Annotated in this window: 13 protein-coding genes; 7 read left to right on the forward strand and 6 right to left on the reverse strand. The window is 68.5% G+C overall.

All coding sequences use genetic code 11. The annotated features are described in order from the left end of the window. Positions 1 to 87: 87 nt before the first annotated feature. Both glyS and glyQ read right to left on the reverse strand, forming a co-directional pair. Positions 88 to 2,163 carry a glycine--tRNA ligase subunit beta gene (glyS, locus tag RTY46_RS08500; RefSeq protein WP_312707767.1) on the reverse strand — a complete coding sequence of 692 codons (2,076 nt, stop codon included), beginning with the start codon at positions 2,161 to 2,163 and terminating at the stop codon, positions 88 to 90. 71 nt (positions 2,164 to 2,234) lie between these two features. After that, positions 2,235 to 3,146, reverse strand: coding sequence for a glycine--tRNA ligase subunit alpha (glyQ, locus tag RTY46_RS08505; protein WP_303637271.1), 912 nt, complete (start codon positions 3,144 to 3,146; stop codon positions 2,235 to 2,237). Between the two features lie 83 nt (positions 3,147 to 3,229). Between glyQ and RTY46_RS08510 the strand changes: the two genes are divergently transcribed. Genes RTY46_RS08510 through RTY46_RS08520 form a run of 3 tightly spaced genes read left to right on the forward strand, consistent with a single transcriptional unit; the run spans position 3,230 to position 6,745 of the window. After that, positions 3,230 to 5,065 carry a GspE/PulE family protein gene (locus RTY46_RS08510; protein ID WP_312707768.1) on the forward strand — a complete coding sequence of 612 codons (1,836 nt, stop codon included), beginning with the start codon at positions 3,230 to 3,232 and terminating at the stop codon, positions 5,063 to 5,065. Continuing rightward, on the forward strand, positions 5,037 to 5,783 hold the full coding sequence (locus RTY46_RS08515) for a glutamine amidotransferase (protein ID WP_312707770.1): 747 nt from the start codon (positions 5,037 to 5,039) through the stop codon (positions 5,781 to 5,783). Before RTY46_RS08510 ends, RTY46_RS08515 begins: the two co-directional genes overlap by 29 nt. A 50-nt stretch (positions 5,784 to 5,833) precedes the next feature. Further along, complete coding sequence (locus tag RTY46_RS08520; protein ID WP_312707772.1) at positions 5,834 to 6,745, forward strand: BPSS1780 family membrane protein; 912 nt, start codon at positions 5,834 to 5,836, stop codon at positions 6,743 to 6,745. Positions 6,746 to 6,791: 46 nt separating this feature from the next. On the opposite strand, the gene tatC is transcribed toward RTY46_RS08520, so the two are convergent. From tatC to RTY46_RS08540, 4 genes are all read right to left on the reverse strand, one after another. Beyond that, a complete protein-coding gene (gene tatC / locus RTY46_RS08525; RefSeq protein WP_108751383.1) occupies positions 6,792 to 7,541 on the reverse strand; it encodes a twin-arginine translocase subunit TatC in 750 nt (249 codons plus the stop codon). After that, positions 7,538 to 7,972: a Sec-independent protein translocase protein TatB gene (gene tatB, locus RTY46_RS08530; RefSeq protein WP_312707773.1), complete on the reverse strand. Its 435-nt coding sequence runs from the start codon at positions 7,970 to 7,972 to the stop codon at positions 7,538 to 7,540. Before tatB ends, tatC begins: the two co-directional genes overlap by 4 nt. A 15-nt stretch (positions 7,973 to 7,987) precedes the next feature. Continuing rightward, positions 7,988 to 8,215 carry a Sec-independent protein translocase subunit TatA gene (gene tatA / locus RTY46_RS08535; protein ID WP_108751385.1) on the reverse strand — a complete coding sequence of 76 codons (228 nt, stop codon included), beginning with the start codon at positions 8,213 to 8,215 and terminating at the stop codon, positions 7,988 to 7,990. Positions 8,216 to 8,289: 74 nt separating this feature from the next. Further along, complete coding sequence (locus RTY46_RS08540) at positions 8,290 to 9,177, reverse strand: YSC84-related protein (RefSeq protein ID WP_312707774.1); 888 nt, start codon at positions 9,175 to 9,177, stop codon at positions 8,290 to 8,292. A 162-nt stretch (positions 9,178 to 9,339) separates the two neighbouring features. Between RTY46_RS08540 and hemH the strand changes: the two genes are divergently transcribed. The 4 genes from hemH to RTY46_RS08560 all read left to right on the forward strand — a co-directional run bounded on the left by hemH (position 9,340) and on the right by RTY46_RS08560 (position 13,547). After that, entirely contained in the window at positions 9,340 to 10,302 is a 963-nt protein-coding gene (hemH, locus tag RTY46_RS08545; RefSeq protein WP_312707776.1) for a ferrochelatase, read from the forward strand. After that, the gene (locus RTY46_RS08550; RefSeq protein ID WP_312707777.1) at positions 10,299 to 11,153 is read left to right on the forward strand and encodes an alpha/beta hydrolase; all 855 of its coding nucleotides are present in this window, start codon (positions 10,299 to 10,301) and stop codon (positions 11,151 to 11,153) included. The genes hemH and RTY46_RS08550 overlap by 4 nt, the downstream gene beginning before the upstream one ends. Positions 11,154 to 11,280: 127 nt before the next feature. Then, positions 11,281 to 11,430, forward strand: a complete 150-nt coding sequence (locus tag RTY46_RS08555; protein ID WP_312707778.1) for a hypothetical protein — start codon at positions 11,281 to 11,283, stop codon at positions 11,428 to 11,430. A 14-nt stretch (positions 11,431 to 11,444) separates the two neighbouring features. After that, entirely contained in the window at positions 11,445 to 13,547 is a 2,103-nt protein-coding gene (locus RTY46_RS08560; protein WP_312707779.1) for a methyl-accepting chemotaxis protein, read from the forward strand. The last annotated feature ends 155 nt before the right edge of the window (positions 13,548 to 13,702 follow it).

A 13,702-nucleotide genomic window follows, 5' to 3' on the forward strand; every position in this document is an offset into this window, starting at 1 on the left:
GCAGTCAAAATGCGCAGCTTTGTGCGCGTCACCTGCACGATATGGGTAGTGCCGGGCCATGCCCGGCGCTACCTACCTATCCACCCGTCAGCTCGACAGATGCTCGATCGCCGCCACCTTGCCCAGGCGCTCGCCCAGCATCGTCAGCAGGGCCAGGCGGTTGCCCCGCAGGGCCGGGTCTTCGGCATTGACCATCACGCCATCGAAGAACGCGTCCACGTGCGGACGCAGGCGGGCCAGGCGCGCCAGCACGGCCACGTAGTCCTTGTGGTGCAGGCTGGCGCCGGTATCGTCGATGGCCGCGGTCACCGCCTCGGCCAGCGCGCGCTCGGCGTCTTCCTGCAGCAGCGACGCATCGATCTGGCCCGGGATGTCGCCTTCGGCCTTGCGGAGGATATTGCGGATGCGCTTGTTGGCCGCGGCCAGAGCTTCAGCCTCCGGCAACGCGGCGAACGTGCCGATTGCGTCAAGGCGGCGGTCAAAGTCATACAGCGAGGCCGGCTTCAATTCGGCCACCGCATTGAAGTGCGTGGCCGGCACACCCTTGTCGCTGTAGTAGCCCTTCAGGCGGTCGAGGATGAAGTCGTACAGCTCGCCCACGTCGGCCTGCACGTTGCGCGCGGCCAGGCCGGCGTTGGCGCTGGCCAGCAGCGCGCGCAGGTCCAGCTCGAAGCCGCTCTCGATGATGGTGCGGGCCAGGCCCAGCGCGTTGCGGCGCAGGGCGAACGGGTCCTTGTTGCCGGTCGGCTTCAGGCCTGCGGCGAAACCGCCGGCCAGGGTGTCCACGCGCTCGGCGATCGCCAGCACCTTGCCCAGCGCCGACAGCGCGATGTCATCGCCACCGAAGCGCGGCTGGTAGGCCTCGTCGATGGCCAGCGCGACGTCCGGCGATTGCCCACCGGCCACGGCGTAGTGGCGGCCGGCAATGCCCTGCAGCTCGGGGAACTCGTTGACCATGCGCGACTGCAGGTCGTTCTTGGCCAGCTGCGCGGCACGCTTGGCCAGCAGCGGATCGGCACCGACCTGCGGCGCGATCACCTCGGCCAGCGCGGAAACGCGCGCCACCTTGTCGGCCACGCTGCCCAGCTTGGCCTGGTAGGTCACCGTCCTCAGGCCCTCGCCCATCGAATCCAGGCCCTGCTTCAGGTCTTCGTCGAAGAAGAACTTGGCATCGGCGAAACGCGGGCGGATCACGCGCTCGTAGCCCTTGGCCACTTCGGCCACGTCCTTCGATTCGATGTTGGCGATGCCGATGAACTTCTCGGTCAGCTTGCCGCTTTCATCCAGCACCGGGAAGAACTTCTGGTTGATCTCCATCGTCTCGATGAGCGCTTCCTGCGGCACCGCCAGGAACGCGCGCTCGAAGCTGCACAGCACGGCCGACGGCCACTCGACCAGGTTCACCACCTGCTCCAGGTTGTCTTCGGTGATGCGCGCACTGCCACCGGCGGTACCTGCCGCGGCCTCGACCTCGGCCACGATGCGCTCGCGGCGCTCGGCCGGGTCGACCAGCACCTTGGCCGCGCGCAGCGATTCCACGTAGTCCTGCGGCTGGCTCAGCCACACGGTCTTGTCGTGGTGGAAGCGGTGGCCGCGGCTCATGCGGTCGGCCTTCAGGCCGAACAGCTCGGCGTCGACCACGTCGGCACCGTGCAGCAGCACCAGCCAGTGCACCGGGCGGGCGAAGCCCCAGTCGTGGTCGCCCCAGCGCATCGGCTTGGGAATGGGCATGGCGGCAATCGCCTCGCGCAGGATCTCCGGCAGCAGCGCAGCGGTGCGTGCGCCCGGGCTCACCGCACGGTGCACGAAGCGCTCACCCTTGTTGTCGCTGGTCTTTTCCAGTGCGGTCCAGTCGATCCCGGCCTTGGCCGCGAAACCCTGCAGGGCCTTGGTCGGCTGGCCTTCGGCATCCAGCGCGATGTTCAGGTATGGGCCCAGCACTTCACTGCGCTGTTCGGGCTGTTCCAGGCCCACGCCGGGCAGCAGCACGGCCAAGCGGCGCGGGGTGGACAGCGGGCGCGCATCGCCCAGTTCCAGTTCGACACCGCGCTTGCGCAGGCCATCGACAACACCGTCGAAGAAGGCCTGGGCCAGGCCCGGCAGCGCCTTCACGGGCAGCTCTTCGGTGCCCAGTTCGATCAGCAGGGGGGACAGTTGGCTCATCGTTTCAATCCTGTGGTGGGGGCGCAGCGCGCAACGCGACCGGCGCCCGGAAGGGGTGGGAAGCGCGGCCCTCAGGCCTTCTTCGCGCCGGGGAAGCCCAGCTTCTCGCGCTGCTCGTAGTACGCCCTGGCCACCGCCTGGGCCAGCGCGCGCACGCGCAGGATGTAGCGCTGGCGTTCGGTCACGCTGATCGCACGGCGCGCGTCCAGCAGGTTGAAGGTGTGGCTGGCCTTCATCACCTGCTCGTAGGCCGGCAGCGGCAGGTTCACTTCCACCAGCTTCTGCGCCTCGCGCTCACACGCATCGAAGCGGTGGAACATTTCTTCCACGTCGGCGTGTTCGAAGTTGTAGGTGCTCTGCTCCACCTCGTTCTGGTGGTAAACGTCGCCGTAGGTCACCGGCTGGCCGTCCGGGCCGTAGGTCCAGACCAGGTCGTAGACGTTGTCGCAGTTCTGCAGGTACATGCACAGGCGCTCGAGACCGTAGGTGATCTCGCCCAGCACCGGGCGGCACTCCAGGCCACCGGCCTGCTGGAAGTAGGTGAACTGGGTCACTTCCATGCCGTTGAGCCAGACTTCCCAGCCCAGGCCCCAGGCACCCAGGGTCGGCGATTCCCAGTTGTCCTCGACGAAGCGCAGGTCGTGCACCAGCGGGTCGATGCCCAGTGCCTTCAGCGAATCCAGGTACAGCTGCTGGATGTTGTCCGGCGCCGGCTTCATCGCCACCTGGTACTGGTAGTAGCGCTGCAGGCGGTTGGGGTTCTCGCCGTAGCGGCCGTCGGTGGGGCGGCGCGAGGGCTGCACGTACGCCGCGTTCCAGCCTTCCGGCCCGATCGCACGCAGGAAGGTGGCCGGGTGGAACGTACCGGCGCCCACCTCCAGGTCGAGCGGCTGGATGAGCACGCAGCCCTGCTGGGCCCAGAACTGGTTCAGGGTCTGGATCAGGCCCTGGAAGGTGATCGGAACGGTCGGGGTCGCGGACATGCGGACGATTCTTGGCCGGCAAAGGGGTGCGCTAGTATAGCGGCCGACCTGCGGGGCATTCCGTACCCGGGAGGAGCAGGCAGATGGATCACCGGCTGCCGGTGGGGAGTTCCGGCGATCCGGGCGCGGTGCCGCTGCCCCCGGGGCGACTGCAGTTCGAGCAGGTGGCCGCCGCGCTGCTGGCCGATGGCAGGGTCGCCACGGCGGACCGCGAGCGCGTGCGCTTTTCCGCGCAGGGTGCGCGCAATGCCAGCGAAGTGCATCCGCTGGTGCTGCTGTCCAACCTGAAGCTGGCCGCCAGCGACGGCGGTGAGCTGAGCCTGGAACGCTTGACCGAATGGCTGGCCCGGCGCACTGGCTGCCGCTACCTGCGCATCGACCCGACCCGCGTCGACGTCGCCTCGGTTACTGCGGTGGCCTCGCACGCCTATGCCCGCCGTCATCGCTTCCTGCCGCTGGCCGTCGACGCCGAACGCGTGCTGGTGGCCACCAGCGAGCCGCTGGCGCAGGAATGGCGCCGCGACCTGCAGCACCTGACGCGGCGCCAGATCGAACTGGCGGTGGTCAACCCGCTGGACCTGCACCGTTACACCATGGAATTCTTCGGGGTGACCCGATCGGTGCGAGGCGCGCGCGGCGATGTGCGCGGCGAACCCAGCGGCACCCTGCCCAGCTTCGAGCAGCTGGTGGAACTGGGCCGCGCCGGCGACGTCAATGCCGACGACCAGCACATCGTGCACATCGTCGACTGGCTGCTGCAGTACGCCTACGAGCAGCGCGCTTCGGACATCCACCTGGAGCCGCGCCGCGACATGGGACGCATGCGTTTCCGCATCGACGGCGTGCTGCACAAGGTGTTCGAGGTGCCGCCGGCAGTGATGACCGCCGTGGTCAGCCGCATCAAGGTGCTGGGGCGCATGGACCTGGCCGAGCGCCGGCGTCCGCAGGATGGCCGCATCAAGACCCGCTCGCCGGGCGGGCGCGAAGTGGAAATGCGCCTGTCCACCATGCCTACCGCCTTCGGCGAGAAGTGCGTGATGCGCATCTTCGACCCCGATGCCGCCTTCAAGAGCATCGACCAGCTCGGCTTCAGCCCGCAGGAAGCGGCCGGCTGGAATGCACTGGTCGAGCGCCCGCACGGCATCGTGCTGGTCACCGGCCCCACCGGCTCGGGCAAGACCACCACCCTGTATTCCACACTGAAGCGGCTGGCCACGCCGGACGTGAACGTCTGCACGGTGGAAGACCCGATCGAGATGATCGCCGCCGAGTTCAACCAGATGCAGGTGCAGACCAACATCGACCTGGATTTCGCCGCCGGCGTGCGCACCCTGCTGCGGCAGGATCCGGACATCATCATGATCGGCGAGATCCGCGACCTGGAAACCGCGCAGATGGCGGTGCAGGCCTCGCTCACCGGCCATCTGGTGCTGTCCACCCTGCACACCAACGATGCGCCCTCGGCCATCACCCGCCTGCTCGACATCGGCGTGCCGCATTACCTGCTGGCATCCACGGTGAACGGCATCCTGGCCCAGCGCCTGGTGCGCACGCTGTGCCCGCACTGCAAGCAGTCGCACACGCTGGGGCCGGCCGATTGGGCGGTGCTGGCTGATAGCCAAGCAGCATATCCAGATGCCGCCACGCCCTGTCGGCCGGTGGGTTGCCTGGAGTGCCGGCGCACCGGTTTTCTCGGCCGTATCGGGCTGTATGAGTTGCTGCCATTGGGTTCGCGGCTGCGCGGGCTGATCCGCGCGGACATGGATCTGGCCGGTTTCAGCCGTGCCGCGCGGGCTGAAGGGCTGCGAACCCTGCGCCAGGCCGGGCTTGAAAAGGTGGCGCAGGGGCTGACTACAATCGAGGAAGTCCTGTCAGTGCTGCCGCCCCCGGATGAATCCAGCCCCCTTCCTGATCCTTGAAACCGGCCGCCCGGTGCCGACCCTGCGCCGTTACGGGCGCTTTCCGCACTGGATCCGCGTGGCGGCCGGCCTGGAAGAACGGCAGACCGTGGTGGTCGATGTCGAACACGGTGCCGCCCTGCCCGATCCGCGTGCGTTCGCCGGCGTGCTGGTCAGTGGTTCGGCCGCCTACGTGACCGACCGCGCCGACTGGAGCGAACGCAGCGCGGCCTGGCTGCGCGCGGCGGTGCACGACGGCGTACCGGTGTTCGGCATCTGCTATGGCCACCAGTTGCTGGCCCACGCGCTGGGCGGTGAAGTGGCCTACAACCCCGCCGGGCGCGAGTCGGGCACGATCGAGCTGGAACTGGACCCGGCCGCGGCCGAGGATCCGTTGTTCAGCGGGTTGCCGCAGCATTTCGCCGCCCACGCCACCCACCTGCAGACCGTGCTGCGTGCCCCGGAAGGCGCGGCGGTGCTGGCCCGCTCGCCACTGGACGGCTGCCACGCGTTCCGCTGGGGCCGGCATGCCTGGGGGGTGCAGTTCCACCCCGAATTCGCCACCCACCACATGCGCGGTTACGTGCGCGCCCGCGCCGACTGCATCGGCCGCCACGGTGGCTGCGCCCGCAGCGTGGAACGGGCCGTCAGCGCGGCACCGCTGGCGCGCCGGCTGCTGCGCCGTTTCGTGCGCCAGGCCCGGCTGTCTTCAGCCCAGCCGGTGGCAAAACAGGGATAATCGGCGGAACGGGCTCCGGCCCGGCCCCCTCCTGTCCTTCCCGGATGTCCATGAAAGAGATTCGCAAGCTGCCGGCTTCGGCGGGCGCCCAGTGGTTGCTGGATACGTTCTCCCTGTACCGGCGTGCGCCGCTGCAGCTGGCCCGGATCGGCCTGACCTGGATGCTGGTGAGCTGGGTGGTCACCCTGCTGTCCACGCTCATTCCCGGTGCGGCCGGGCTGGCGGTGCAGCTGATGACCCTGGCCATTTCGCCCATCATGTTCGGCGGCATGCTGTATGCCGTGGGCGAGATCGATGAAGGCCGCCCCGGCCTGGCCACCCACCTGCTGCAGCCGATCCGCGACCACCGCGTCAGCCACCTGCTGGTCCCGCTGGCGATCCAGGTGCTGGCGGTGCTGATGCTGGGCGTGCTGCTGTACCTGATGATCGGCCGCGAAGGCTTTGCCGCCTTCAGCGAGGTCATGAAGCGGATGGAAGAAATCGGCCAGAGCGGGCAACAGATCAGCCCCGACGATGCCGCCGCACTGGTGGCCAACCTGCCGGCCAAGCGCATTGCGCTGTGGATGCTGCTGGTGTTCGTCACCGCTATCGCGCTCACCCTGGCCATGTTCACCCAGCCGGCACTGGTGGTGTTCGACAGGCAGAGCGGCATGCACGCGCTGCGCCTGAGCCTGCAGGGCTGTGTCGAAAACCTGGGGGCGATGGTGGTGTTCGCGCTGTTGAGCGTGATCGCGCTGTTCTGCGGCTACATCGCGTTCGTCATCGTCATCCAGCTGGCCATGCTGATCGGCGGCCCGCTGGCGGCCGCCTTCATTGCCCAGCTGGTGCTGACCACCGTGCTCATGCCGCTGTACGTGGGCGCTGTCTACGCCGCCTGGAAGCAGATGTTCGTGCACCGCGGCAGCCGTGCTGCGCCACCGATCCCGGCCACGCCGCCGGCCAACGACGTCTTCCACGCCTGAGCCGACACACGCGAGAACGCCGGACATCGCCCGGCGCTACCGCGAATCACGCGGCGGGCTTCTTGGCCACTGAAGACGGCACCAGCCAGCGCGCGGCGTGAATGCCCAGCTCGTAGAGCAGGCACATCGGAATGGCCAGCATCAGCTGTGACACCACGTCCGGCGGGGTCAGCACGGCGGCCACCACGAAGATGCCGACAATCGCGTAACCGCGGCCTTCCTTGAACTGCTGCGGGGTTACCCAGCCCAGCAGCACCAGAATCACCATCGCCACCGGCAGTTCGAAACTGCCGCCGAAGGCGAAGAAGATGGCCAGCACGAAGTCCAGATAGGCGTTCGCATCGGGGGTGAGTGCGATCACTTCCGGACTGAAGGTGGTCAGGAAGTGGAACACCGCCGGCAGCACCAAGAAGTAGGCGAACGCGCAGCCGGTGTAGAACAGCAGCACCGACGACACCAGCAGCGGTACGGCCAGGCGCTTTTCGCGCGCATACAGGCCTGGCGCCACGAACGCCCACAGCTGGTAGAGCAGCCAGGGCACGGCCACGAACAGGGCCACGAAGAAGGTCAGCTTCAACGGCGCGAAGAACGCACCGGCCGGATTGGTGGCGATCATCGTCTGCCCGTTCGGCAGCTGCGACACCAACGGATGCGCCAGTGCGGTGTACAGCTTCTGGGTGAACGGCAACAGGCCCAGCAGCACCACCCCCAGGCCCAGCAGCGCACGCACCAGGCGCGCACGCAGTTCCACCAGGTGCTCGACCAGCGAGCTCTCCCCGAAGTCCTGATCGCTCATGGCTGGCGCTCCGGCGGCGTGGCCGGCGCAGCGGAGGAATCCGCTGCGGAGGTGGCATCGGGGGATGCGCTGGGCGCATCGGCCAGATGCGGCGGAGTCTGCGCCGCCGCAGGCGTCGGCGCCCGCACTTCGTCGGCCAGCGCGTCACCGTGCTGCTGCGCCTGGGTCGCCTCGCGGCGCACCGCCTCACCACTGGCGCGCAGCTGGCTCTCGGTATCCTGCATGCTCTGTCGCACGTCCTGCATCTGCCGCTTGATCTCCTCGGCGTGCAGTTCGCGCTCCAGCTCCTGCTTCACCGAATCCCACTGATTGCGCGCACGGCGCACCCACAGGCCGGCGAAGCGGGCCGCCTTGGGCAGGCGCTCGGGACCGAGCACCACCAGGGCGACCACGGCAATCACCAGCAGTTCGCTGAAGCCGATATCAAACACCGTAACCGCTCCGGATCAACGCGGGGTGCGGTCGTGCTCGTCCTGCGCGGTGCGCGAGGCATCCTGGCTGCGCGATTCGTCGCCCAGCTGCGCGGCGGGCTTGTCCTCGTCACGCATGCCCTTCTTGAATTCCTTCACCGCCGAGCCGAGGTCCTTTGCGCCGCTGGTCAGGCGCTTGGTGCCGAACACCAGCAGTACGATGGCCAGTACGACCAACCAATGCCAGATGCTGAAACTGCCCATAAGTCGCTCGTTACGTTAGTGATCAGGCTGTCGAGCATAGCGCACCGGCCGTAAGCCGGCGCGCGTGACGAAAGTCAGTTGCCGCCCAGCGTCTCGGTACGGATTTCACCGTCGCCCACCGGCTGGAAGCCCTGCTGCTGCGGCGGCGGGTTCTGCGGCACATTCTGCAGCGGCGCCGTGGTCGCTTCAGCCGGCGGCGCCTGAACAGGCACCGACGGGTTGCTCGACGGCGGCGGCGGCGTTGCGCTGGCGGTGGCGCCGCTGCCATTGCGGTTGTTGCGCGCGGCGTAGGTGGCCTCTTCCAGACGGTCACGGAAGGCCACCACGTCCATCGACGGCGAACCGGCAGCGCGGCCTTCGAAGATCATGCGCGGGGTGGTGTTGCTGCCGTAGGCATCCAGGTTGGCCGCATCGTCGATCTGCAGCACCGCGCCATCCAGGGCCACACCGGCAAACAGGCCGCGGGCACGCGACCACGACCAGATTTCCGCCTTCAGCTGGCCGTCGGTGGCGGCAGCGGCATTGCGGCCCACCGGGCCTGCGGCCACGCCGGCATCGGCGCCCAGGGTGAACTTGCCGTTGACCAGATTGTCCAGGCTGCGGTCGTTGCGGAACACCAGCACCACGTCCGACGACTGCACGCCGGCCTGGAAGCCGATGCTGCCGCCGGTCAGTTTGATGAATACCGGGTTGGACCACGCGCCGTTGGGCATGCGTACCGACATCAGGCCATGGCCGCGACGGCCGCCGATGACCAGACCGGCCTTGATCGTGTCGGGAATGACGATGACCGCGCGGCCTTCGTCCAGCAACTTGTCAGGGATTCCCTGTTCGGGAATTTCCTGGATTTCAGCCAGCACACGCACCGCATTGCGGGCGCGCTGGTCTTCCTGCGGTCCGGCCATGGCCTGGCTGGAAAGCAGGCTGGCGGCGATCAGCAGGGCTTGGATCGGGCGACGCATGGCAGGCTCCAGAAGTCAGTCCATAGGAAGATATAGCAAGTCACTGAAATTAGTAGTGTTGCGATGAATCGCCAATGAGCGCGCGCCGCGATTGTCAGTGGCAATGGGCACGATGCGCAGAAGCGATGCCAGCAGCACATCGGATCGGCGACAATGGTCAGCATGCTCGACGCACCCGATACCGCCGTGCTGGCGGTCAACCTAGGCACGCCCGAGACGCCGACGGCTCCCGCCGTACGCCGTTACCTGGCTGAATTCCTCTCCGACCCCCGCGTGGTCTCGATTCCAGCGCTGCTGTGGCAGCCGCTGCTGCGCGGGCTGATCCTGCCGCTGCGCAGCAGCCGTTCGGCCGCCAAGTATGCGCAGGTATGGCTGCCTGACGGCTCGCCGTTGATGGTGCACACCCGCCAGCTGGCGCAGGCCATGCAGACGGAACTGCCGGAGCTGCGGGTGCGCCACGCCATGCGTTACGGGCAACCGGCACTGGCCACCGAACTGGACCGCCTGGTCAGCGAGGGCGTGCGCCGCATCGCAGTGCTGCCGCTGTACCCGCAGTACTCGACCACCACCACCGCCTCGGTGGAAGACCGCGTTGCCGACTGGCAGCGCCGCAACCCCGGCGTCCAGGTCAGCCTGGTGCAGGACTACGCCACCGATCCGCAGTGGGTGGCGGCCGTGGCGGCGTCGATCCGCCGCTACTGGGACACGCACGGCCGCGGGCAGATGCTGATGTTTTCCTTCCATGGCATTCCGCAGCGGCTGGCCGATGCCGGCGACCCCTATCCCAAGCGCTGCGAAGCCAGCGCTGCCGCCATCGCCGCCGCGTTGGGCCTGGGCCAGGACGAGTGGCAGATGGGCTACCAGTCGCGCTTCGGCCGTGAACGCTGGCTGCAACCCTATGCCGAACCGCGCTTGTGGGAGCTGGCCGAGGCTGGCGCGAAAAGGATCGACGTGGTCTGCCCCGGCTTTGCCACCGATTGCCTGGAAACGCTGGAAGAGGTCGCCATGGGCTTCACCGAAACCTTGGCCGAGCGCGGTGCACAGATGCGCTACATACCCTGCCTGAACGCAGACGCCGAGCACGCCCGGGCGCTGGCCCGGCTGGCCACGGCTGCGCTGGCATGAGCCTGCAACCGTTTGAACTGAGGGTGGCCGGCGCGCGCGTGGCCGGCCTGCGCCAGGCAGGCCCCGGCCCCCGCGTGCTGGCCCTGCATGGTTGGCTGGACAATGCGGCCAGCTTCGTCCCGCTGGCCGCGCACCTGCCGCAGCTGGATCTGGTGGCCATCGATCTGCCAGGTCACGGCCACAGTGCGCACCTGCCGCCCGGCGCGCCCTATACCACCCCGGCCGCCATCACCCACGTGCTGGACGTGGCCGATGCACTGGGCTGGGATCGCTTCACCCTGATCGGCCACTCCATGGGCGCCGGCATCGCCAGCCTGACCGCAGCCGTCAGCGAACGCGTGCAGCGGCTGGTGGCCATCGAGGCGCTGGGTGGACTGCGCGGACCGGAAGAAGAAACCGCCGAACGCCTGCGCGACCATGTGCGGGCCAGCCGTGCGCTGGCGCGCAAGCAGTTGCGGGTGTTCGCCGACCTGGCCGCGCCGGTGCGTGCCCGCATGATGGCCAACCAGCTCAGCGAGGGCTGCGCGCGCCTGCTGGTGGAGCGTGGCGTGGAAGCAGTGGAAGGCGGCTATCGCTGGTGCAGCGATCCGCGCCTGATGCTGCCCACCGCCATCCGCCTCAGCGAAGGGCAGATCGACAACCTTCTGCAGGCCATTGCCTGCCCTACCCAGGTGATCTACGCCACGCCGGCGCAGTCGTACTACCCCGAACCGATGCGCAGCGAGCGCCTGCAGCACCTGCGCGACGGACGCCTGGCCGTATTCGCCGGCAACCATCACCTGCACATGGAACACCCCGCGCAGATCGCCGCGGTCATCAACGCCTTCCTCGGCGAGCCCAACGCCGGCTGACCCGCTGCATGCCGCTGCGCTTCACTGCGCGTAGCGGCGGCCGATAGAACAGTTGCGGGCCTTCTCGCCCGCACTCCGCCTGCCCACCCGGGCCGGCGGCCTGTCCGGGTTCTGCAAGGAAGCACGCATGTCTGCACTGCTGCACCGTCACCCACAGGATGTGGCCACGGTGTTTCTGTTCCCCGGCGCCCTGTGCGGCGCCACCTCCCCCATCGCCCACCCTGCAGTGGTCACGCCCGCATGCGTGCCGCGCCGCAGGGCCGTTGCTGTTCGTTGAACCAGGAGTTTCCAATGTCTGCCGTACCCCCACCCTCACGCGGTCGCAAGCGCGAACGTCTCCCGTACCTGCAGGACCTGGCGCGCCGCGCCGATCAGCGGCTGACCCTGGTGAGCGCCGCGCTGGCGGTGGCCGGTGCCGCCGCCGCGTGGAGGGCGTCGCCTGCGCTGGCAGCCATCATTGCTGCGGCCGGCGTGCCCGCCGTCGTGCTGGGCCTGCGTTGTGCCGGGCAGGCGCCCGCGCGCAACGGCGTGGCCGTGCTGCTGTCCGTGCAGATCGGGCTGCTGTGTTCGATCCTCGGCGTGGCGGTCGGGCTGCCGCAGTGCGTCCTGCTGGCCTGCCTGGTCGCCTATCGCAACCGCACGCCAGTGTGGCTGGCCGGCAGCATCGGTACGCTTTTCGCACTGGTGCCAGCGTTGCAGGGCAGCGGTTGGGCAGCTTCGCTGCTGCAGGCCGCCCTGGTCGCTGCCATCACCGTACTCATCGGCGAAGCCGCCCAGCGCCTGCGCCAGCAGACCGATGCGCTCGGTCATGGCCCACGCCGCCTGGCGGCACTGGCGCGCGACATCGCCACCGGCGCCGATCTGAGTGCGCATGCCAATGCCCAGGACTACCTGCCCGGTACGTTGGCACACGCCCTGGCCGATACCGCGCGACACGTGCAGGCGCAGCGCAGCCGCGACACGGCCCTGCACGCGGAGAACGCCCAGATCCGCCAGGCGCTGGACGCCTCGCGCACGTCGATGATGATCGCCGACAACGACCACGTGATCCGCTACGTGAACCGCTCGGTGGTGGCGCTGCTGCGCAACCAGCAGGCCACGCTGCGCGAAGCCTTCCCGGATTTCGATGCCGAACGCCTGGTCGGCACCAGCATCCATCGCTTCCATGCCAACCCCGACCGCATCCGCGCCATCCTCAATGGCCTGCAGGCAACGCACAACGGCAAGGTCCGGATCGGACCGGTGCACTTCGCCCAGGTGGTCACCCCGGTGTTCGATGCACAGGGCCAGCGCCTGGGCTTCGCGGTGGAATGGCACGACCGCACCCACGAGCTGCTGCTGGAGAATGCGGTGGCCGACATCGTGACCGCCGCCGCTGCGGGCGATCTCGACCAGCGTCTGCGCCCCGCCGAGGGGGCCAGCTTCCTGGATGGGCTGACCGGTGGCATCAACCAACTGCTGGCCACCGTTGGCAGCACTGTCGACGACGTGCGCCGGATGCTGGCGGCGCTGGCGCAGGGCGATCTGGACCAGCGCATGCACGGTGACTACCAGGGCGCCTTCGCCGCCATCGCACGCGACGCCAATGCCACCGCTGCGACGTTGTCGTCCATGGTGGGCCACATCCAGCAGTGCGCGACCGCCATCAGCACCGCCGCCAGTGAGATTGCCGCCGGCAACGGCGCGTTGTCAGAACGCAGCGAGCGCCAGGCCGCGCACCTGCAGGAAACCGCCGCCTCAATGGAAGAACTGACCGCCACCGTGCGGCAGAACGCCAGCCACGCCCATCAGGCCAGCGAACTGGCGTCGTCCACCCAGGGCGTGGCCAGCGAGGGCGACCGTGCCATGCAGCGCGTGGTCGACACCATGCAGGCCATCGAAGCCGCCTCGCGAAGGATCGGCGACATCACCGGGGTCATTGATGGCATCGCGTTCCAGACCAACATCCTGGCCTTGAATGCGGCCGTCGAAGCCGCCCGTGCCGGCGAGCAAGGGCGTGGCTTCGCGGTGGTCGCCAGTGAGGTCCGCGTGCTGGCCCAGCGATCAGCCTCGGCCGCCCACGAGATCAAGGGACTGATCGATGAAGCCGGGCGCCAGGTGAGTGAGGGCGCGCATCTGGTCGCCGACGCCGGCCGGCGCATGCAGGGCATTGTCAGCGGTGTGCAGGATGTCAGCGCGCTGATGCAGGAGATCTCCGGCGCATCGCAGGAACAGTCCAGCGGCATCGAGCAGATCAACCAGACGGTGGTGCAGATGGACCAGGCCACGCAGCAGAACGCCGCACTGGTGGAAGAAGCCACCGCAGCAGCCCGCGAACTGCAGGCCCAGGCTGGCGCGTTGACCGCCGCCGTCGCGGTGTTCCACCGCGATCGCGAACCGGCGTTGATCGACTGAGGCAAAGCAGGGGGCGCGCGCCGCGCGCCCCTGGCAGGTGCCAACCTTGGTTGGCACTGCTTTCCGCCGGGCACCTACCGTGCGCTACCCATCCACGCACGGTAGGTGCCAACCTTGGTTGGCACGCCTTTCCATCCACGCATGCCGTGGATCTA

Source organism: Stenotrophomonas sp. (genome assembly GCF_032056425.1).
Taxonomy (GTDB): Bacteria; Pseudomonadota; Gammaproteobacteria; order Xanthomonadales; family Xanthomonadaceae; genus Stenotrophomonas.